Below are 21,501 nucleotides of genomic sequence, written 5' to 3'. Positions count from 1 at the left end.
AGGTCACAACCCTACGAAACGTTTTAGTTCACCCGTTTCCTTATAGGTTAAAGTAATTAATATTTAATAATGCAAACTAAAGGCGGAACGTTAGCGGTCAGCCTAAAAAACGACAGAGACAATGAAATTAATAGTTATAACAATATTAGCATTTGGACTTTTTGCTTGTAACAATGTGACAGACAAAAAATCAGCGAGAAGAGGAAATACAAAGGATAGCTTGGCTTACTCTGACAATTCTTCGAATGACAAAAACGATAATAAGACTGACAATTACAATTGCGACTTTGACAAATTCATAAAAGACCCGAAAACACCAAAACTTGCAAAAGACTTATTGAATAACACAGCAAGTAATCCAACTGACAATGAACCTCTAACATATTTCGAAAAATTTAAAAGTAAGGACAAACAAGAAAGAGAGTTTTACTTTAAAGCAGTTATTAACTCATACAAGATTTCTGATGGTGCTTATTCAGAAGGACTTGGCTACACAGGAAAAAAGTTCATAGAGAATAATCCAAAAGAATTTGCTACATTTTTTGACAGCAAAAAATGCTTTACAGATAGTGATTTAGAAATTTGGGCTAACATTTTGGTTTTAGAATTTGCCATTGATAACGAAGGAGAATATGATAAACCAATAATTGACCAATTCATTAACAAACTCAAATCGAATTGTAAAGACTGTTCTTCTACACAAAAAGAAACTATCTATAAATTTGGCTTGATATTAAACGAAAAGTGGAAAGAATACTTAAAAAATATGAACTAATAAAAAGAAAGCCGAACCGCTAACAGCAGTTTGGCAAAATGGCAGGTTCAGTGCTAAAATGAAAGTAAGTGCTTTAAAATCAGCTACTTCTCCAAGCTGCAAAACGTTACTGCCAACCTTTGGATATTTGGGCTTAATGGATAGGTTTAGGCTTATTTATAGTCGTCTTGGTGCTTAGTAATAAGTGTTTTTTTGTGTTTTTCGGCCAAAAAATTACGCAGTAGTAACTGAATGAGATAAGGCAGCCACTAACAGCGGCTAGCCGCTATGACTCGATTTTCTTCGCTTCTACCCTATTTTCACGAAAAACTTTTATCTTAGTGGAAGAAAAACCTTCCGCATAGACCGCCACAGTCGGCTAGCCGCGGAACGTTACCTGCAACCCGTGGACGACAGTGCTAACTTTTAAAGTGACAACAAGAAATGAACATTAAACTGATTTTACTTTTGACCCTAATCTTGACATTTGCTGCGTGCAATGACAAGAGAAAGAAGTCAGTTGAAGATAGTGTTCATCCTTCAGACACGACTTGTATTAAGGAAATTTCTCAAGCAAAGACAGACTTAAAAAATAACAAACTTGTTTATTGCAATTATGTTGGAAATATTGTTTGGCAAGCGTTAAGAGCGGAAAACGAAATGAAAAGTTTATTGAAACAAAACGGCATTGAATATCAAAACGAATCTTCACCTTGTGTAATTCAAGACAATAGAAATTACCATTGCTATTGTGAATTTATGCAAGAAAAAATAAACGAAAAGTTTGGCGACAAGTTTACCGACTCACTTCTTTACATCGCAGACAGCTTATGGATAATGAAAAACCGAGACAGAGTTTTTGACTGTGGTAGTGAAAGTAGTTGTTGGGACAAACCTGCAATGTTTCCAGGCGACAGCACTTATGACCAAACAAATCATTCAGGACTTCAGAAAGCTTTTGAAACGTTGGTTAAGTATCCTGCTGATTACAGACTTAAAAAGGGAGAGAACGCAATGGCGATGCTTCAAGTTTATATAGACATTGACGAAAATGGAAAAGCTAAAGTAACCGACACTCAATTCGTTTTTTGGGACGACAAAACCAAAGAGAAAGATTACAACAAAAAATATTGGGACTACTTTAAAAGCATTGCAATTCCCTTAATTGAAAAGACAACTTGGACGCCAGCAAAAATCAAATCAATTGGGGTTAAATCAAAAAATGACATCTTTATATATCTTAAATAAAATGTGTACATCAATGGAGAATCGGGCAGCAGGTAAAAGCACCTACCCAAAAGGCGGGGGTTCGTGCTTCGCAGACAATTTTGTGGTAGCCGAAAGTTCAATTCTCCGAATGAAGTTTAGTGCTAAAAGTCCCACCCTTAGGCTGGCCGCGGAACGTTATGCCCAATAATACAAAACAATGACGATAGACTATAAAACTGACGAAAACGACTTCTTGGCACATCAACTTTATATTGCTTCAAAGTCGGACCGAATTAAGAAAAAGAGACAGAGGAATAGAATAATTGTTCCATTGATTTATGCTGCATTTGGACTTTTCTTAATCTTTGAAGACAAACATTCAATGGCAGTTATATTTTTCATCATTGGACTTCTTTGGTTTTTATTTTATCCACTTTGGGAAAGACAACATTACATTAGACATTATAAAGGTTTCATTAGAGAAAATTATAAAGACAGGCTTGGAAGAACTGTAACTTTAGAGTTTAACGATGACTTTATTTTAGCAAAGGACAACGGTAGTGAAAGCAAAGTTTTGACAACAGAACTAGAAGAAATATGTGAAATACCTACGACAATTTTCGTTAGACTAAAGGGCGGACATTCATTCATTTTACCCAAAGACAAAATAGCAAACTTTGACAACGTGAAAGCAAGACTAAGAGACCTTGCGACCTATTTGAAAATTAAATATGAGACAGACGAAAAATGGGAATGGAAATAATTACTGTGCCTAACAGCACCTACCCAAAAGGCGGGGTTTCGTGTTCCAAAGACAGTTATGTGGTTAATCAAACAATAGATTTTCAAATCATCCCGATAGCTATCGGGAGTGGTAAAAGTCCCGCCCTTCGGGTAGCTGCAAAACGTTAGCAGTAATTTTAAAAAAATCATTAATGAAAATAGATTTTGAGCAATCGATTTTACGTAAGAGAATAATATATAAGAGAACATTAATAGAGACTATCAATTATGTGATAGATTTTTATTTTTGGGTATTCTCAGTCCCAGTTCTTAGCATCTTTCTTATTTTCTATAATAATTCATTAAACAATAAAGAATTAATTTTCTATTTAGTTATCAACTTACCATTCATTTGGAATATGTTTGGATTAAAATATTTTGAAAAATTAACCTATTTAGGAGAAATAAAAATCAATCAAAGAAATGACTTCTTGGAAGAAATAAAACTTAGATACAATTATGACAAAATAGTTGAAGATCAAGACCTAATAATTCTGAAAAAAAGTTGGAAATGGTTTAAGTTGGGTGAAGAATTAATAATATTATTTGACAAGGAAAAAGTATTAGCAAACTTAACTACTCTTGGGAAATATGACATTAAAGTACCTTTCTTTTTCTTTAAAAATCACATCAAATTATCTAAGTTAAAAAACTACTGCTAACAGCGGCTAGCCGCTATGGCACGATTTCCTTCGCTTCCACCCTATTTTCTCGACCCGAGCGAAGCGAACGGTGCGTAGCAAAAAAGGTTTATCTTAGTGGAAGAAAAACCTTTCGCATAGACCGCCACAGTCGGCTATTCGCGGAACGTTACCTGCAAGCGTAGCGAACGACACAACCAACGATGACAAAGACAAGCATTTATAAAATATTGACTTATTGTATTGCGACAGTTTGGATTGCAAACGGACTTTTTTGTAAGGTTCTAAATCTTGTTCCTAGACACGAAAAAATTGTGGCAAGAATATTAGGTGACGACTATTCCCGACCACTGACAATTGTAATCGGAATTTCAGAAATCATTATGACTGTTTGGATTTTAAGTGGGTATAAGACAAAGTTAAATGCTATTGCGCAAATAGCGATAGTTGCGACAATGAATACAATTGAGTTTATACTTGTTCCCGACTTGTTGCTTTGGGGCAAATTAAATTCATTGTTTGCCTCTATTTTTATTGTAGTTGTTTACTTCAACGAATTTTATCTTAATAAAAAAGAACTCAAATAATTCGATGCTAGCATTTTTAAAAAACCACCCATTTGCTGTTGAGGCGTATTTTGAAAGTTCGCTTGTTTTGACTTTTGCAGTTCCTAAAGAACATTTACAAAATCATATTCCAGAATGTTTGCAACTCGACACATTTCAAGACAAATTTGCTTTTGTTGCAGTTGCAATGGTTCAAACAAAAGAATTAAGACCAAAAGGTTTTCCGAAATTTATGGGCAACGACTTTTTTCTAATTGGTTATCGGGTATTTGTTCGCTACACGAATAATGCAGGTAAAAATTTGCGTGGTTTGTATATTCTGAAATCAGAAACTGACAAAACGAAAATGGAATTCTTTGGAAATATTTTTACTCATTACAACTATACCACGACGGACATAAAACAAGTTGAACAGCAAAACACCAAAGAAATAACCTCAGAGAAATCAAAGTTCAAAATCACAATAGACAAAACGGAAGAACAAATTTCTTTGCCCGAACATTCCCCTTTTCTAGACTGGAAGGAAGCCAGAAGATTCGCTGGCCCTTTACCCTTTACATTTACCTATAACAAGGATACCAAAGAAGTTTTAATCATTGAAGGAGTAAGACAAAACTGGACTCCAAATCCAGTCAAAGTGATTGATTATAATTTCGATTTTTTAAGTACTCTAAAACTTGAAAATCCAGTTTTGGCTAATGCTTTCATCATTAAAAACATTCCATACTATTGGAAAAAAGGCAAAATTGAAAAATGGAAATAAAGAGACGAAATTTTCAAGGAGTATTAAATATTTTAAGTTTCAACCGACACTTTTATGTTGTTGGATTCATATTATTGGCCTTAATTATTGGAAGTAACTATATTTTCAATTGGTCTGACAGCTTGTATTTGTTGGTTGTTTTGGCATTTATTTATGGACTAACTATGCCATTATTCGTCTCTGCTTATGTTTATGATTTCTCAGGTTTCTACAATTTTGATTGGCTAAAGAAAATGAAAATTGAAGATGCAAAAGACAAATTCAATTTAAACATCAACGCAGGCTTTGACGAAACAAGTTTTATTATAGAAAGTATTTTGCCTAATTCCAAACTTCAAGTGTATGACTTCTACAATGCCAAACAGCATACTGAACCAGCAATTGTCAGAGCAAGAAAAGTAAGTTTGTTTTATCCAAATACACAACAAATCAATTCAAATTCAATTCCTTTACATGACAATTCGGTTGACAACATCTTTTTAATATCAGCAATTCACGAAATTCGCAAACAAGATGAAAAAGTGCGATTTTTAAAAGAATGTCGCAGAGTTTGTAAGCCAAACGGCCATGTGATTATGGTGGAACATTTGAGAGATTTTCCAAACTTTGTAGCATTTACAATCGGCTTTACGCATTTTTTCTCAAAAGCAACTTGGAAAAAGGCATTTGAAGAAGCAGGGTTTACATCATTTAATGAAACAAAGTTTACACCTTTTATGTCAATCTTTAATTGCAACTAATGGAAATACATTTTAAAATAATTGGTGTTTTATTAATTGCTTTGGCATTGGTTCATATTGTCTTTCCAAAGTACTTTAACTGGGACAAAGAACTTAAATCATTGAGTTTAATCAATCGACAAATGATGACTGTACATACATTGTTTATCGCATTGACAGTATTACTTATGGGTTTACTTTGCTTGACCTCTTCTGCCGAACTAATTGAAACCAACCTTGGCAAAAAAATATCACTTGGACTTGGCGTATTCTGGACTGTTAGACTTTTCATTCAGTTTTTTGGTTACTCGACTGACTTATGGAAAGGAAAGAAATTTGAAACGTTTATGCATATAATATTTTCGTTACTTTGGACCTATTTAAGTATCATATTTTTGACAACATATTTTAATTGACAACGACAAGAAACATAGCGGACACAAGAACACCAGCAGGTAATAGCGGTTTGGCAAAAGTGGCGGTTCAGTGCTCAGTAGACCCATTTGTGGTGAAAATCGCCACCTTCGCCAAGCCGCAAAACGTTTGCGGCTAGCTTAAAACACAACACATGAAAAGAATTCTTATCACAATTATATTGATCCTTTTAATGATTTGTGTAAATGCTTTTCTTTTACATGAAATTGAAAATTATAATATGGATTATTACCATGGAAAAGATAATGGAGCATTTGTCCAATTTGAATCTATTTTAGTTTTCGCTATTTTGTTTTACTTCTTTTTGAGCAAACAGAAGAAAATTATTAATGCTTTTATTGGTTTAGGTGTTGGCATTGTTGGCGGGATAACATCATACTTAATCGTTTTTCAAGGAGTGCTTTTTCCAATCATAGCTTGCTTGATAATAATAACAGTTTTTGTTTTAAAAGAAACTGTTCAAAGGATAATTGAAAAAAAAAACAGGCGATAACAGCGGCTATCCGCTATAGCTGGTTTTTCTTGAATTGTACTTCTTTCTTCACGAAAATATTTTATCTTAGCAGATAGTACGCAGTTCGCTGGAATCGCAACAGACGTGAAGCCGCGGAATGTTATAAACCATTTTAAACACGCGTAATGAAATCGAGATTATATCTTGTACTTACAGTTTTTTTAATGTCTAAAGCTATTGGACAAAATGCCGATTCTTTGAAAGTTGATATTTCATATAAACTTTTTTCAAAGTGTTTTAAAAATTTAAACTACGGTTCAGAAGTAATTGAAAATTATCCGGCATTAAAAAAATCTGGTTTATGTTCAATACAAGATTGTATTTTATCGTTAGCGTATAATGAAGAGATTATAAATAAAATTGTTGAAGTAAGATTAATTGGGATAGCAACACAACTTTTTAGAGAGGGTAATCCTGTACTATTGATAAGTGGAATGAACAGTTATGCAACTTCATTGGAAGAGAACGAAAATACAGAAGACGACAACAAAATAATATACATTAGTGTTGGTGAATGTGTGATTCCAAATTATATTTCAAAAGGAACAGAAATATTTAATAAGCAAACTTTGTCGTTGATTGAGAAAAAGAAAAACGGCTTATAACTGCCGCTAGCCGCTAGGGCTCGAATGTGCTAGTTTGGTGTTTGGTTTACACGACCCGAGCTTTGCGAACGGTGCGTAGCAAAAAACGTTTATCTTAGTGAAAGAAATACCTTTCGCATAGCCCGACACAGTCGGCTAGCCGCGGAACGTTATAACAACCGTATGACGACCGTGATGAAACATGATAACAAAGAAAAATACTAATCGCAGGACTAATTTTAATCACGACAACAATAATTGTAATGGGACTATTTGACTTTTTAAAACCAAAATCTAACAATGGACAATTTGTTAGTGAACCAGCATTTAACAGTAATCGTGAAAAGCAAATGCAAATGACACCGCAGACAATTGAACAGTTGCGAAACTTAAACGTGACAGCTGACAGAGAATTAAAGCTTGAATACTTTTTCTATACAAACAATGCTGACAAGGCAAAGCAATTAGCGACAGAAATTGAAAAGTTGGATTATACAGTTCAACACGGTGTTTCTGCAGGCGACAAAAACTTGTTTGTCGTTACAGGTCGAACAACTAAGATGAAAATGTCTGACGAAGTTGTAAAACAGTGGACGAAACAAATGTGCGAACTTGGCTATAAATTCGACTGTGAATTCGACGGTTGGGGAACTGAAACAGACCAAGAATAGTTAAATGAGATGACACAGACGACAGTAACGATAGCCTATAACAGGCGTTTGGCTGAATGGCGGGTGAAATGGTTCATTGAACATTCTACCTCTCATCAACTTTTGAGGTCTATTGACAGTTTTGTGTTCCGAAATCGCCACCTTAGGCTAGCTGAGAAACGTTGTACGCCATTACCCAAAAACTCTTAAAATGACCGATATTGAACTTAAATTAATATTAAGCCGATTAAGAAATTACTGCTTGGAATCTAGATGTAGAGAAAATTCAGAAAATAAGATGTCCTTGTTTTTTCTAAATGTAATCGAAATTAGTTGTGGCTTAACAGAACTTGGAATTTCACAAGGCAGGGAAATTACCAAAGATGAAAGATATTGGTTCGAAGGTTCATATCATATGAATTTTTGGGATTCTGATGTAGAAACGGAACTGTATACACCTTTATGTAGGGAAGTAGAGAAGCGAAACTGGTTTAGAAAAAGTATACTTCAAAAAATTAAAGATAAAATGTAACGGCGCACAACAGCTGCAAGCCGCTATGGCTCGAATGTGTTAATTAGGCGTTAGGTTTACACGACCCGAGCGAAACGAACGGTGCGTAGCAAAAAACGTTTATCTTAGTAAGGAAAAATCGTTTCGCTTTGATCGCCACAGTCGACTAGCTGCGAAACGTTGGTGTTAATGTTAAAAACGCGAGAGAGAATTTAAAAACTAAAAATAAAAAATGACAAAATTTCAATTATTAAATTTAATATTAGTACTAATTTCTTTTAATTCAAATGCACAACCCAAAGCTGTTGAAGTATTGAATATTTATTGGGATTGGCAAAGTAGAATGGAATATAGAAATGTAAAATGTGATACATTATATTATTCTAAAAACATTCAAGACAGTATTATTGATTCAACAATAGCTGTAATTAAAAAAACAAATAAATTCAAAATTTGCAATCTGTATAAAGCTAACAATAATAAATATTTTAAAATTACTAAAAAAGAAAAAGAATTTATATTAAGTGAATTATATAAATTAAAAGGAGAAGTTTGGAATGATAGTTTATTGCCAAATTCTAAAGCAATCGATAAAAATAACTTTGCTGAAGTTTTTAAAATTACTAAAAAACTTGCAACTGAAAATGAATGTTTAATGTGTTCAATCATTTATACTTTTTCAAAACCAATATTTTTAAGAAAAAACAAATATTGTTTGATATTAAATCAACGAAATTACGATGTAAATGAGAAACAACTTTCATTTCTATTTCTAATATGGGAAAGAAATAGATGGGAACAATATGCTGACATTTACGTTCATTTTGATTAAGAAACACTACCACAAACACAAGTTGGTTTACTTTCGAATTTTGTAGTAAATACACGTTTACATTTCGCAAGAAGTTTTATATTTATTAGAAAATAATCGGTTCCGAAGTGTGCAAACTTGCCAAGCACCGGAACGTTAACTACAAGCGTATGAAGAAACTGCACATAATCACAGTTCTGCTTTTACTGTTGTTTCAGACTACGTTTTCTCAAACGAAAGAAATAAAAGGAGACACGACGTATTGGTATAAAAGAAATAGTGAAATTCAAAAAACTTTAGAATTAAAGGATTTCGTAAAATCAGCAGACGAATTCAATTTTAGATTTTGGAATCACGGACAAGTAATTGAAATTTCAAAAGACAGTTCAAAAATTTATGGTTCAATTACCAATTATATTTACCATACAAGAAAAGCAAATAGAAGTAATTCTGAAACTTTATCAAAAAAAATAATTCTATCATCAAAACAAGCTGAGCGTATCTACAATATTGTTCAAAACTCCAAAATTTTGAATATCCCATCAGACAGGGAAATAGAAAATTGGCCACATGGATGTAACGGAATTACTTATATTATTGAGCATTCTGATAAAAATAATTATTGGTTAAAAAAATACTGGACACCATCAACCCAAGATTCTATTCCTGAAGCAATAGTTGTTTTGGATTTTGTAAAAAACATATCAGACACATTAACTTTGCAAGAACATTATAACTCGTTTAAAAACACCTTACCAAAGAAAGGTTGTTACAATTCAGGAGGAATGACAACTATGTGTTATGTGTCAAATTCTTTAGAATTAGGATACAGCGGAGCTACAAAATTACCTTTTGGATTCTTTTCTTCTTATTCTACAACTTATATAGGAAAAGTAGAAGTAAACGGAAGTGCTTCATTGCAATATAACTTTGATAGAAATGGATTTCATCATTTGAATTTTCAAACAACGAAATGGAATTTATTATTCAAAAAATCAAACTTTTCTGATTTTATTGTTTACAACTACCAGAATAGAATACTAAGAATTAATGATGCAAAAAACATATTTGAAAATCATCAAATCAAATATGGGATGAACCTTAAAAAAAATTTCGGCGTCGGATTAGGAGTAGATTATATAAGACAAAATTATAATAAATTAGGGGGACATATGTATGCTTACAAATGGTTTTCAAAGACAAACATAAGTACTACATTGACAACTTCATTTTTTAAAAACCAAGTGAATTACAAAACCGAAATTTTTAAATCTTTAAATTTTAAGTATAAATTTCCGATTAAGAGAATTTCATTAGGAATAGCATACGAGGATTTTATGGACTATAAAGATTTGTACTTCAATGTTCGAGTACTACTATAAAAAAACGCCTGCAATTAACAGTTGTTTTTTTAAGTAGTAGTTCAGTGCTCAGTAGACCCATTTGTGGTGAAAATCGCCACCTCCACTAGGCCGCAACCCGTTACCTTACATTTTATGAACTCGAAAAACATTTTCCTTATTTTACTTTTCGTTTTGAACTTAAGTTGTCAAAATAAATGCGATTGTACTATTGATTTAAAAGTTGTACAGAAAAATGATAGTATACTTAACACTATAAATTCAGTTAACAAGATAAATTATCAAAAGTATTTGGAAAGCATAAAAGAACCTGATTTGAGGTTTGAGAATAATGAAGTTTACAGGGTATCAATAAAAAACTTGATGAACGGATCAACATTTGTTTACAGGATACAAAATGATTTTGAAAATTATACAATGATTGTTAAAAAAAATTACAAAACTGGAAAGGGTGGTGATAGTATTGAAAAAAAATCAGAGAGAACGTTATTAAAAAGTGAATGGAACAATTTTCAATCACAAATACATAAAAGTTGTTTTTGGACATTTCCCGTCAGAAACCTTAAAGAAGGTGGTTTTGATGGGTCAATTTGGACATTAGAAGCAAATTCTCCAAATAGTGATAATTGCACTGGAAGAAAATTTCACGCAGTTGTAAGATGGTCGCCAAAAAAAGAAACTGAATTTTATAAGTTATGTAATCTACTTATTGAATTTGATAATGAAAAATAAAAACGTGTAATAACCCCAGTTTCACCCAATTGCTGGGCTTAGCGCTTACCTTTTGCTTCGATCTACATTTGGCTTATTTTCAACAATTCAGTTCTAAAGACATTATGTATATTTGTTTTGGTTCGTGACTGCAGCAGCAACAGGTGAAAGTCGCGACACGTTATAAGCTATTCTAACGCAACCGAAGTTAACAATGAACCAAAATGCAGTCATAATTTTACTTTTAAGCTTTTTCTTCTTAGCATGTGAAAAGAAGCAAAACACAAATCTTCAAAAAAAGAAAATAAAATTGCAGTATGTTGCCTGGGCATGTGAATGTCCAAATTGGGTAACTTTAAAAGATATCGCGGAAATTGAAGATGAAAATAGTTTAGCTAAAAAATCAATATTTATCGAAGCTGAAACTGAAGACAAAGAATTGCCAGAAACTTTGGGATGTAATGGAGACATCATCGAATTTACTGGAAATTTTTATCCTGACTTAGGTTATCCAAAAAATTATATAAAAACTAAACAGAAAGTTGATAAAGCGAGGGTTTTTAAATATTCAGAATATAAAGTCATTAAGAGTAACTATAAAACGACTCATAACAGCGGCTAGGGCTCGATTTACTTCGCTTCCACCCTATTTTCACGACTCGAGCGAAGCGAACGGTGCGTAGCAAAAAACGTTTATCTTAGTAAGGAAAAATCGTTTCGCATTGATCGCCACAGTCGGAACGTTAGCAGTAACATTAAAAAACGTCTTCGATAGAAATAATGGTTGAAAATCTTGATTTAGTTTTACAAATAATTAGAGTCGATTTATTCATTGCTTTTGGACTATATACTATTGTTTATCTCATAATTTCAAGCTTCATAAAAAATGAAATAATTAATGTAATTGACGAAACATCCAACAAAATAATTTCTTTTGCAGGAATAGTTTTTCTTTTGATCTGGATTTCTTTACTATTCAAAAGCTATTTTGAAAGTTCTGAATTTGAAAAATCTGGAATGATTCAAAGAATGTTTGGAAAATATTGGTTTGGTTATTGGCTTCAACCAATATTGTGGATTAGTTTAAGTCAACTTTTGCGGCTTAAAAAAGTGAGAAAACAGAAAATACTCAGGATTATATTTAGTATATTTTTTATGGTTTCAATAGAACAATGTATTATTATTTTAACATCATTTGAAAGAGATTATTTACCCAGTTCATACAGTTTTAACTTTACATTTATTGAACTTATAATAGGGATTCTCACTAAGATATGTTTCTTTTTAGTAATTGTTATGCTTTATTTTTATTTAGAAAAAAAGTTAAAATCTATTTTAAACAAAACATGAATCTGAAAAGCTACTGCTAACCCCAGTTTCACGCTATTGCTGGTTTTTCTTGAGTTGTACCATTCAAACAGTCCGAACCAAAAAACATTTATCTTAGTAGAGCAAAAACCTTTCGCTTTTGGGCCATAGTCGGCTAGCGGCGGAACGATAGGAAACATTTTACAGAAACTCACATGATCACCGTCTTAACTTTCATCCAGTACTTAATCCCAGTCATTTTAGTATTTATGCTTACGAGAGTATATAAGGAATATCAAAAGGAAAAAATTGAAAAGGCCGAAATTAGAAAACGTTTAGAATCTCCCTTAATTTATGACCCTGAAACAGGAATGGAAATCACATTAGAACAAGCCGAAAAAGGAACTTTTATTGATCACGATAATCACAATAGGATAAGAACCAAAAAAGAACTCGATCAATATTTTGATGCCACAGAAAGGGTTGTCGAGGAGATTGCTAACTACCTTAAAGTAAACAATTATTCTGTCTTCACTCTTGATGAGGAACATTACTCGATACTTGATACAATATCAATCACCAAAAAATATGACACTTTTGACTGCCAACGCTGTTATAAAAACTTAGAGTCAAATTTTTTAGTGCTGTTTCCAAAAGTTTACATAGAATCCACTCGTCAACAAATAGGAATTAATGGATTTCAAATTCTTTACTGGGTTAAAACCACAAATTTCGACGGGCATTACTATTTGCGTCCCAAAACTAACCTAGAAAGTGTTCTTGATAAAATTCGGCAGGACGACCCATTTATAATTGAAAACTTTGAAATTTATCCAATTAAAGAAGAGATTAATATTTTACCATTAATTCATTTATTAAAAAAGTTTGAAGGGTTGGAAGAAATTGAAATAGAATTAAAAGAAAATGATTTTTTTATAAAAACGTTAGTTGAACCAACAATGGATAAGTTCCTTGAATTGGAGCGCATAATTAAAACAATTGCTAGCAATTGCTAACAAAAATGCTTGATATTCATATATTTATGAAAGTACTCTGATAAATCAAAATCTTTTTCTTTACTTAGCTTTTCGGTTGCCAGTTGGCACTATTTGTTAGCCGAAACGTTACCAGAAATTTTAGACACCTCTTTAAAAATGAACAAGTCAATAATTACATTAACCTTTTTGCTTTTTATTTTAAGTTGTAATAAGAGAAATGAAAATTCCCAAAAAAGCGTCGAAGTTATTGAAAAACCATTAAGTTTTAAAGAGATAAAAGATATTAACTCAATTATAGAAACTATCATAATCCAAGACAGTTTGAAAGTTCTAAAATCTGATGACTATGCAAACTTTCTTTGTCACGATTTAAGAAGACTACCAATAGATATTCCAGAAAAACAGGCCAATGGATTAGTTTTACCTCCAGCGCCAGGTCGTATTTATGTAACTGAACTATTGAATAATAAGATAAACGATGAACTATTTTTCACGACAAAAGATTCGTCTAATTTAATTGCACAAAACTCTAAATCTTCAAAATTCATAATTGACAAATCAATTTTAAAAAATATAAATTCTACATCTTTTGAAAAAGAAAAGGCAAAACGAAAAAAAGATGAAAACTATCGTTTTTATGAAATGACTATTCCAATTTTCTCACGCGACAATCAGAAAGCTTACGTTGAATTAGGATATCACTGCGGAACTCTTTGTGGACACGGAAAAGCGATTTACTTGAAAAAGATAAAGGGAAAATGGATAATTGTAAAAAAGTTTGGAACTTGGATGAGTTAAAAAAACTTATGCTAACAGCCGTTATCCGCTATAGGTTTTTCTTGAGATGAACCATCAAAAGGTGCGAACCAAAAAACATTTATCTTAGTAGAGCAAAAACCTTTCGCATAACCCTCAATAGTCGGCTAGCCGCAAACCGTAAGTTGTCATTTTAAAAACCGAAAAGAAAATGAAGACGATAGTATATTTATCAATTTTATTCTTTGTCAATCATATATTTTCTCAAACTGCAACGTTAAAAGGAAAAGTATTTGATGGATTTATTTGTAGCGAGTGTTCATTTCCTGGAGTTGTATTAATCCTTACAGACAAAGATGGTAACACTTTTTACGCGAAAACAGATATCGATGGGAATTATAAAATTGAAAATTTAAAAAATGGAGTTTACACTTTAAAAGTCAATGCAACAGGTGTTAGGGAAAAAGTTTACGAGAATTTTATAATTGATTCCAGTGAGCAAAAATTTGAGTTTACATTTCCTGAGCCTTGTAAAGAGAGTGAAAAACTATGTCCTAAACAACATACAGACAATATTATTCCAATTGTTTATGGTTTACCAAATAAGCGAACATTGAAAAAAGCAGAAAAAGGAAAAATAAAGCTAGGTGGTTGTGATTCTGGTTTTTGTGAAAAATGGTATTGTAAAACACATAATATTAGTTTTTAAATTATTCCTAAAAGGAAAAACGCCAGCTAACAGCCGCTAGCCGCTATGACTGGTATGTGCTAGTTTTGTGTTTGGATTACACGACCCGTGCGAAGCGAACGGTGCGTAGTAAAAAACGTTTAACTTAGTAAGAAATTAATCGTTTCGCATAGCCCGCTACATTCGGCTAGCCACAGAACGGGGATAGTAATATGAAATGAAGAAAGACGGAATAAATATCATTGGTTGCATTGAACAGAAATTTTCAGAACCAAAGCCTGTTTCATATTCAAATGGAAATGGATTTGAGCTCAAGTTTTCAGAGGAAGATGAAATAAGAATGGGTTTATGGGCGAGCGACTTAAGAATCTATAAGAACGAAAAGGATATTTCAAGCCAACTATTGACCCAAAACTTTTTAGCGACTTTACCAAATAATTACGAACCGTTCTCATATAGTGGCAAATACTGTTTAATTCCGACTTGTCCTACTCTTAACAATCCATCTCTTATTGTCATAGACACCGAAAATTTAACTAAAGAAGAACTAAATATAAAAGGAGGCTTAATGCGTAATCAATTTGCTCCTAATGCTGAAACAGTCTTAATCTCAGGTTACACAAAAATCTTTCTTTTCGATTGTAGCAGTAACGAATCGACAGAAATAGAGATCCCTTATAAACCAAATGAAATTGACCATTCCTATTGGATTGACTCCGTTACAATTAGATTAATGGTTTCACCCAGAACCAACAGAGTTCAAAATGTATTAAACTATAATACTAACACAAAAAAATATGAGACTTTTGAGATTATTTCTCCAAGTGAAGTATTTGGTTTTGAACCTTTGGAAGAAATAATTACATCTGACAAATTCTGTTTGTTCAATGCAAAAGGACATTCATCTGCTGCAGTTGGTAGACTTCTAAACCAATGGACATTTATCGATTTTGATAAGGAGTCAAACCTATACAAACTAAGAACGAATGTCCCTGTTTCTGGTATCTTCTACAGTAAAAATTGGAAAATGAAAGGGATAAAGACTATTCAACAGTATGTAGAGTTCAACTTTAATGGAAATGGAATAACAGGAAAAGAAAATACTACTGCCAACATTGGCTATACGGCAATAGCGGATGAAGTGGAAGATGAAAAGTCAGAAATTAAATCAACCATTTGGTCAAAACTGAAACGCATGTGGTCTTAAACCGCCACTGCGCATAGCCGGACCATTAGCCACAATCGCAGACGACTGCACTTAATTCGAACCAAATGAAAAAAATTATATTATTTGCTTTTTTCACTTTATTTATAAGTTGTCAGGAAGACAAACCTTTCTTTGACTTTGATGAGGCTTATCTTTATCAAATTTCTAGTAAGGAATCGAATAAATTCTTTGGCGATGACAAAAGCACAACGCAAACAGAAAAAGAGGAGTTTAATAAAATAGCTTTTATGTACAGCTATCCAACAGCTCTTGATGACAAATGGTATTTTGAGAAAATAGAAACTTATTATCCAAAAAAACAAAAAATTGATAAGAGCAAACTAAAAGAACTCTCAAATATATTCACAGAAAGGAAAGAAGAAATGACAGAAGCTATGGCATGCGATCCAATTTTTAGAAATGTATTCATCTTCAAGAAAGAAGGAAAAGTTGTCGGCATTTCGAAAATATGTTTTGATTGTTTAGAGCATCATACAATTGGATCCAAAAGAAACACTAAACATTTTGGTTCAAATAATGAGTTTAAAAAACTGGAAATACTGGTTGGATGGAGCGACAGCCACTAGCCCCTATAGCTTGATTTTCTCAACATCTACTCTATATTCGCGACCCAAACAAAGCGAACAATGCGAAGCAAAAAAAGGTTTATCTTAGTAAGGAAAAATCGTTTCGCTTTGATCGCCAGAGTCGGCTTGCCACGGAACGTTAGCGGAAACTTTAATCAACAAACAGACAAAGACAAACAGACCGACAAATGCGGACAGAAGAACTCATAAATAAGACAATTACAAACATCTTTTCATTAGTGAAAACTGAAGTTGGTGGCTTAGACATTGGTGACTGTTTTATAGAAATTGACAACGAAATTATCATCGACATCCCATTTGGTTTTTGTGAGGACATTTTGATAAAGGACTTGGACAAAGACGCTGTAAGCCTTTTTGCTGACTTAGCTGACTATCCAGTTTATCATGTCAACAAAGACAATAAAACAGTTGGTGAAATTGCTGAGAACTACCAACAACAAAGACGGACAATTTTTAACAGACTTCGCAAGGTTTTATTCGGACAAAACATCGCAATTAAAGACTACCAGCCTTACAAAGTTGACTATAGAGAAAACAAACTCAAACATATCAAGGACAGAAAAATAATTGACTTTCTTTGGTATGATGACGACAGCCAGAAAGGCTTTATCTTGCTTGACAACAGCTACTTAATTACGGAAACAAATATTGCTCTGCACGGAACAGGACTTGCAGGACTAAATTTATACGAAAACCTAAACGACTTAATAAACGTAAAAGGCAATGACTATTTTAAACTTACAGACAAGAAAGGCATCCGCTAACAGCACCTACCCAAAAGATTGGGTTCCGTCTCCGCTTGACAATTTTGTGGTAGCCGAAAGTTCAGTTAGCTGCTTAAATATTTTCTAAAAAAGCAACCCATCGCCAAACAGAAAAACGTTGGCAATAAGCCCAAGAAACCTTACAATAGATACCCTTTGTATTCGAAAAAAAATAAAAGATGGACTTCAGTTTTAAAGAGCTTAAAGGATTTTCAATTCAAAAATGCTTAAGACATTTCAATAATTACGATTCGAGTCATATTCCTGCTGAATTGAGAGAGTTGGAAGCTGACGGAACAATTTTATTATTATTTTCAAATGAAACCAGTATAATATTCAGGGCAAATACAGAAACTTTTTCCATAGAAATAGAAAATCGAAATGTTTTAGATGTCAACGATTTCACAGATATCACAAAAAATAAATTTTGGGAACATAGAATTGGGAAAACAATACAAGATATTGAGTTTTTATTCGGTAAGCTGGAGCAGCCTTATGGCATAAAATTTTATTTAGAAAACAATTGCAACTTCACTATTGAATACCTATCTGAGAGCAATTACGAATTTGACGCAATTATCATTCGTAACGCATAAAATAAACCTGAAACGTTAGCTGCTATTCTTGGATGAAATGCCATCACCTTATTTTCACATATAAATTCTATCTTAGCCTAAAAGTCCACCGTACGCTTGGATCGCCATAGATGCAAAGCTACGGAACTTTAGTAGCAATACTAGAAACATCTTGCTTAAGAAATGAAAAAATTAAAAATCATATTACCCAGTCTAATACTTATTTTGATCGTGATTTCCACTATTTATTATTTTGACAAGCATAATTATTATGAGCCTGGAGAAAATGACTCATTTAGATTAAAAGTTGGCGAGACGTTTTCAGTTAAACTTTATGAAAATCCTACAACTGGATATTCCAATTGTGTATTAAATGAAAACGCAATAAACTGTATCGAAATAGTTAAAGAATCCTATGAGGCAGATTGGAATACAAATAAAATTGATGGCAACGGCGGAGAATTTATTGTAAAATTTAAAGCTGTCAAAAAAGGAATTGACACAATAAAGATAGGCAGTTGTCCGACATTTAAAGAAGGTAAAACCTGTAAAGATTTCAATACAATTAAAAATCAAACCGATAATAAATTTTATGTTACTGTAGAATAGTTATTACTGTTACTAATAGCGGTTTGGCGCAATGGCTAGTATTTTATTTTACGTGTTCACGAAAAACGTTTATCTTAGTGAGAAATAATCGTTTCACATAGACCGCCACAGAAGGCTGACCGCGGAACTTTACTGGAAAGTTGAAACCACCGGACAAAAATCTGTCTGAAAACTTAATTCTGACCCAATAAAATGATTTCACGAAAGCTGATTTATTCTAAACTTTTCATACTAATAATCAGTTTAACATTAGTTATACTGATTTTGGCTATCATTCCTTTTATTTATGATAGAAAACAAATAATTGACAATAGTGAAATTATTATTGGAAATGATATGCGACACAAATATCTAAATGTAGTGATAACAAGGAATGATTCAGTTTTAAAATTTAAATCATTGAATAATAATTTAATAAGATTTAAATCAAATAATGGGATTTATCATTTAAAAATATTCATAAAAAATACAGAAGCTATTTCCAAAAAGTTCCAAATTTTAGAAAACAAGCCTAAATATATTTATGTATTCCTTGAAAGTGAAAATTCAAATTATTACAAGTATTACGACAGTATAGTTTCAACAAAAATTGCAAAACAAACTGAAAAGAGAATATTATCACGTGACGAATTAAGAGAAAAGTTAAAAGAAATAAAAAAAGGAATATCAATTGCTGACTTAGAAAAGCTTGGATATAATGTAGAAAAGGAAAAAATTAAACTTTATCTACGTGACAAACCATTCCCAAGAGATTAAACCTGCCGGTAACAGCGGTTTGGCACAATGGCTAGTTTTTTATTTTACGTGTTCACGAAAAACGTTTATCTCAGTTAGGAAAAATCGTTTCGCTTTGACCGCCACAGTCGGCTACCCCCGAAAACGTTAGCGGTCAGTATCCTAAGTTTGCGTAAAAAACTATAAGTAAAAAAGCAATGGACATATTGAAAATTCTATCTGTACGTTTTTATCTAAACTTCTTAGGTGGAACAGTACGTTATACATTTGGAACAATTTGGAGAACTATTTTTAACAAACCAAAGTTTACTTTCAAAGAATATATTTACGGACCTGAAAGCGATAACTATTATGACGAAATTGGACATTCATTTAATAATCGGATAATAGGATTACTTTTTTTGATTGTGTTAATAATGTGTTTAGTAAACTTTTATCCTGAAAAATAAAACCGAACCGCTAACAGTGGTTAGTGGCCATTGCTTGTTTTTCTTGGCTTCCACCCTATTTTCACGACACGAACGAAGCGAACGGTGCGAAGCAAAAAACGTTTATCTTAGTGGAAGAAAAACTTTTCGCATAGACCGCCACAGTAGGCAAGCCGCGGAATGTTAGTGGCAAGCATCGGCGAAATCACACAATAGGATACGACAATGAACAAAAGAATTTCCAAAATAGAGAATGACGTACAAGACAGAAATTCTGTTGCTTGGAAAAAACTATGTGCTTATGTTGACAAGGTAGCAGCAGAAAATCGTGACGAATTTTCACCCGTAGAAGAACTTGGACAAGAGTTGTTTGCTCAAATTCATACTTTACCTGAGACGATCTCAAAACTGACGAAGGTTAAAAAGGTTTGGCTCTACGGTAGTAAACTGAAACGTATTCCCCCAGAAATTGGACAAATGGAAGCTCTTGAATATTTTGACCCTTACACCTCATACGACTTACATTGGTTTCCCTACGAAATTACAAAATGCAAAAACCTAAAAGACAGCAGAGTGAGTACAAGAGCCTTGTATGGAAATTGGAAAAACAGAATGGGCTTTCCTCGTTTGACTCATAATCCAGTTCGGTATTCAGGCGACACTGTAAATTGTAGCGTTTGTGGTAAGACTATGACTTACGAGCAAACAAATCAACTTTGGATTTCTCTAAATGTAGGCACAGATGTTTTACCTCTTTTGACAAATCTCTGTTCAAAGGAATGTGAACGCAAATTGCCAACACCACCAAAAGACTATGTTCAATTTGCACATAAAGGTGGTGCAGACTTGGAGCAACCGCTTGACGAAGACGAACGATTTGAATTAGAAATGAAAAGTTATGACGACAGTCAAAGTGAAACAACAATAGTTACCACACAAAATGATATTAACGACACTCCGTTTGACAAACCAACTGACAGGAAAGAATTTCCATTACTGAAACTTATTAGAAAAATATGGTAACGATAAAAATGCCAGCCGCTAACAGCACCAACCCAAAAATGGCGAGACAATGCGAATTCGAACTTTTGTGTTTCAAACAAACATTGGAACGTATAGACATTTTAGTGTTCCAAACCGCCAACTTCGGCAAGCCGCGGCATGTTGTGTAACATTCCAAAACAGTCGAGTCAAATGAAGAAAATCGTCTTGTTCAGCTTTTTCATACTTCTTTCTTGTTGTAAAAGGAAAGAAATCAAGTTGACGCAAAATAAAACTTACAGAGATTCTACCTTACTGATTCTCAATTTTGACGCAAATACTAAACGAAATGTTTTGGACGAAGAAAAAGCTGAATTAATATTGAATAAACATTTTAAGAAAAAAGGATTTCTAATTGAATCTGAACTTAATTTTGAAACATTTAATCCAGAATTAAAAGAAAATCTTGGAAAAAAAGCTATTGATTTTCTTGAAATTAAACCACTAAATAATTCAGCAACTATTGTAAAATATTATAATTGCGAACCATTTGAAAATGGTAATTGTGTTCAGCCGCATTATTCAATTATTGCGAATAAAATGAAAGGCTATGAAATTATTAATGAGGATTTTTTACCAAATAATTTCACAATAGACTCTGTCAAGAATGAAAAAGGCAAACCATACATTTATGGTTATTATTTTGAATGCGCTAATAAAAAAAAATTAAAATCATATAGAATAGCTGTCAAATAGGAACGTCGCACAACAGTGGTTAGTAATCATTGCAGGTTTTTCTTGGCTTCCACCCTATTTTTCTCGTAAATCTTTT

General features: G+C 32.7%; 29 protein-coding genes. All 29 read left to right on the top strand.

The window, feature by feature from the left end; translation table 11 throughout:
• Positions 1-121: 121 nt before the first annotated feature.
• The 29 genes from BUC17_RS12545 (at position 122) to BUC17_RS12405 (ending at position 21,425) form a co-directional block, all read left to right on the top strand.
• On the top strand, positions 122-775 hold the full coding sequence (locus BUC17_RS12545) for a hypothetical protein (RefSeq protein WP_073365050.1): 654 nt from the start codon (positions 122-124) through the stop codon (positions 773-775).
• A 423-nt stretch (positions 776-1,198) separates the two neighbouring features.
• Entirely contained in the window at positions 1,199-2,002 is an 804-nt protein-coding gene (locus tag BUC17_RS12540) for a hypothetical protein (protein WP_073365048.1), read from the top strand.
• 178 nt (positions 2,003-2,180) lie between these two features.
• Positions 2,181-2,726, top strand: coding sequence for a YcxB family protein (locus BUC17_RS12535; RefSeq protein WP_073365046.1), 546 nt, complete (start codon positions 2,181-2,183; stop codon positions 2,724-2,726).
• The gene (locus tag BUC17_RS14170) at positions 2,717-2,875 is read left to right on the top strand and encodes a hypothetical protein (protein WP_200798339.1); all 159 of its coding nucleotides are present in this window, start codon (positions 2,717-2,719) and stop codon (positions 2,873-2,875) included. The genes BUC17_RS12535 and BUC17_RS14170 overlap by 10 nt, the downstream gene beginning before the upstream one ends.
• A gap of 23 nt (positions 2,876-2,898) precedes the next feature.
• Positions 2,899-3,408 carry a hypothetical protein gene (locus BUC17_RS12530; protein ID WP_073365044.1) on the top strand — a complete coding sequence of 170 codons (510 nt, stop codon included), beginning with the start codon at positions 2,899-2,901 and terminating at the stop codon, positions 3,406-3,408.
• A gap of 182 nt (positions 3,409-3,590) precedes the next feature.
• Positions 3,591-3,974 carry a DoxX-like family protein gene (locus BUC17_RS12525; RefSeq protein WP_073365042.1) on the top strand — a complete coding sequence of 128 codons (384 nt, stop codon included), beginning with the start codon at positions 3,591-3,593 and terminating at the stop codon, positions 3,972-3,974.
• A 4-nt stretch (positions 3,975-3,978) separates the two neighbouring features.
• Positions 3,979-4,716: a DUF2071 domain-containing protein gene (locus BUC17_RS12520; protein WP_073365041.1), complete on the top strand. Its 738-nt coding sequence runs from the start codon at positions 3,979-3,981 to the stop codon at positions 4,714-4,716.
• Entirely contained in the window at positions 4,707-5,456 is a 750-nt protein-coding gene (locus BUC17_RS12515; protein ID WP_073365039.1) for a class I SAM-dependent methyltransferase, read from the top strand. Before BUC17_RS12520 ends, BUC17_RS12515 begins: the two co-directional genes overlap by 10 nt.
• Positions 5,456-5,851 carry a hypothetical protein gene (locus BUC17_RS12510; protein WP_073365037.1) on the top strand — a complete coding sequence of 132 codons (396 nt, stop codon included), beginning with the start codon at positions 5,456-5,458 and terminating at the stop codon, positions 5,849-5,851. Before BUC17_RS12515 ends, BUC17_RS12510 begins: the two co-directional genes overlap by 1 nt.
• Positions 5,852-6,003: 152 nt before the next feature.
• Positions 6,004-6,363, top strand: a complete 360-nt coding sequence (locus BUC17_RS12505; RefSeq protein WP_073365035.1) for a hypothetical protein — start codon at positions 6,004-6,006, stop codon at positions 6,361-6,363.
• A 146-nt stretch (positions 6,364-6,509) separates the two neighbouring features.
• The gene (locus BUC17_RS12500) at positions 6,510-6,989 is read left to right on the top strand and encodes a hypothetical protein (RefSeq protein WP_143161809.1); all 480 of its coding nucleotides are present in this window, start codon (positions 6,510-6,512) and stop codon (positions 6,987-6,989) included.
• A 242-nt stretch (positions 6,990-7,231) separates the two neighbouring features.
• On the top strand, positions 7,232-7,639 hold the full coding sequence (locus tag BUC17_RS12495) for a ribonuclease E inhibitor RraB (protein WP_073365031.1): 408 nt from the start codon (positions 7,232-7,234) through the stop codon (positions 7,637-7,639).
• Positions 7,640-7,829: 190 nt separating this feature from the next.
• Positions 7,830-8,150 (top strand): hypothetical protein, encoded by a 321-nt coding sequence (locus BUC17_RS12490; protein WP_073365029.1) that lies wholly within the window; start codon positions 7,830-7,832, stop codon positions 8,148-8,150.
• Between the two features lie 211 nt (positions 8,151-8,361).
• A complete protein-coding gene (locus BUC17_RS12485; RefSeq protein WP_073365027.1) occupies positions 8,362-8,961 on the top strand; it encodes a hypothetical protein in 600 nt (199 codons plus the stop codon).
• Positions 8,962-9,110: 149 nt separating this feature from the next.
• Complete coding sequence (locus BUC17_RS12480; RefSeq protein WP_073365025.1) at positions 9,111-10,322, top strand: hypothetical protein; 1,212 nt, start codon at positions 9,111-9,113, stop codon at positions 10,320-10,322.
• Between the two features lie 270 nt (positions 10,323-10,592).
• Positions 10,593-11,033, top strand: a complete 441-nt coding sequence (locus BUC17_RS12475) for a hypothetical protein (protein WP_143161808.1) — start codon at positions 10,593-10,595, stop codon at positions 11,031-11,033.
• A gap of 193 nt (positions 11,034-11,226) precedes the next feature.
• On the top strand, positions 11,227-11,634 hold the full coding sequence (locus BUC17_RS12470) for a hypothetical protein (RefSeq protein ID WP_073365021.1): 408 nt from the start codon (positions 11,227-11,229) through the stop codon (positions 11,632-11,634).
• Between the two features lie 158 nt (positions 11,635-11,792).
• Positions 11,793-12,362 carry a hypothetical protein gene (locus tag BUC17_RS12465; protein ID WP_073365019.1) on the top strand — a complete coding sequence of 190 codons (570 nt, stop codon included), beginning with the start codon at positions 11,793-11,795 and terminating at the stop codon, positions 12,360-12,362.
• Between the two features lie 173 nt (positions 12,363-12,535).
• Positions 12,536-13,336, top strand: coding sequence for a hypothetical protein (locus tag BUC17_RS12460; RefSeq protein WP_073365017.1), 801 nt, complete (start codon positions 12,536-12,538; stop codon positions 13,334-13,336).
• Positions 13,337-13,429: 93 nt separating this feature from the next.
• Positions 13,430-14,116, top strand: a complete 687-nt coding sequence (locus tag BUC17_RS12455; RefSeq protein WP_073365015.1) for a hypothetical protein — start codon at positions 13,430-13,432, stop codon at positions 14,114-14,116.
• Positions 14,117-14,285: 169 nt separating this feature from the next.
• Entirely contained in the window at positions 14,286-14,783 is a 498-nt protein-coding gene (locus tag BUC17_RS12450; RefSeq protein WP_073365013.1) for a carboxypeptidase-like regulatory domain-containing protein, read from the top strand.
• A gap of 196 nt (positions 14,784-14,979) precedes the next feature.
• Positions 14,980-15,969 carry a hypothetical protein gene (locus BUC17_RS12445; RefSeq protein WP_073365011.1) on the top strand — a complete coding sequence of 330 codons (990 nt, stop codon included), beginning with the start codon at positions 14,980-14,982 and terminating at the stop codon, positions 15,967-15,969.
• A gap of 65 nt (positions 15,970-16,034) precedes the next feature.
• Complete coding sequence (locus BUC17_RS12440) at positions 16,035-16,556, top strand: hypothetical protein (RefSeq protein WP_073365009.1); 522 nt, start codon at positions 16,035-16,037, stop codon at positions 16,554-16,556.
• A gap of 188 nt (positions 16,557-16,744) precedes the next feature.
• Positions 16,745-17,341, top strand: coding sequence for a hypothetical protein (locus tag BUC17_RS12435; protein WP_073365007.1), 597 nt, complete (start codon positions 16,745-16,747; stop codon positions 17,339-17,341).
• Between the two features lie 179 nt (positions 17,342-17,520).
• Positions 17,521-17,937, top strand: coding sequence for a hypothetical protein (locus BUC17_RS12430; protein ID WP_073365005.1), 417 nt, complete (start codon positions 17,521-17,523; stop codon positions 17,935-17,937).
• Positions 17,938-18,099: 162 nt separating this feature from the next.
• Positions 18,100-18,525 carry a protease inhibitor I42 family protein gene (locus tag BUC17_RS12425; RefSeq protein WP_073365002.1) on the top strand — a complete coding sequence of 142 codons (426 nt, stop codon included), beginning with the start codon at positions 18,100-18,102 and terminating at the stop codon, positions 18,523-18,525.
• Positions 18,526-18,789: 264 nt separating this feature from the next.
• Entirely contained in the window at positions 18,790-19,281 is a 492-nt protein-coding gene (locus tag BUC17_RS12420) for an NYN domain-containing protein (protein WP_143161806.1), read from the top strand.
• A 632-nt stretch (positions 19,282-19,913) separates the two neighbouring features.
• The gene (locus BUC17_RS12410) at positions 19,914-20,711 is read left to right on the top strand and encodes a hypothetical protein (protein ID WP_073364996.1); all 798 of its coding nucleotides are present in this window, start codon (positions 19,914-19,916) and stop codon (positions 20,709-20,711) included.
• A gap of 171 nt (positions 20,712-20,882) precedes the next feature.
• Complete coding sequence (locus BUC17_RS12405) at positions 20,883-21,425, top strand: hypothetical protein (protein WP_143161805.1); 543 nt, start codon at positions 20,883-20,885, stop codon at positions 21,423-21,425.
• The last annotated feature ends 76 nt before the right edge of the window (positions 21,426-21,501 follow it).

Origin of the sequence: Flavobacterium fontis (genome assembly GCF_900129405.1) — a bacterium.
GTDB lineage: Bacteria > Bacteroidota > Bacteroidia > Flavobacteriales > Flavobacteriaceae > Flavobacterium > Flavobacterium fontis.
This window is presented reverse-complemented; position numbering and strand designations above follow the sequence as displayed.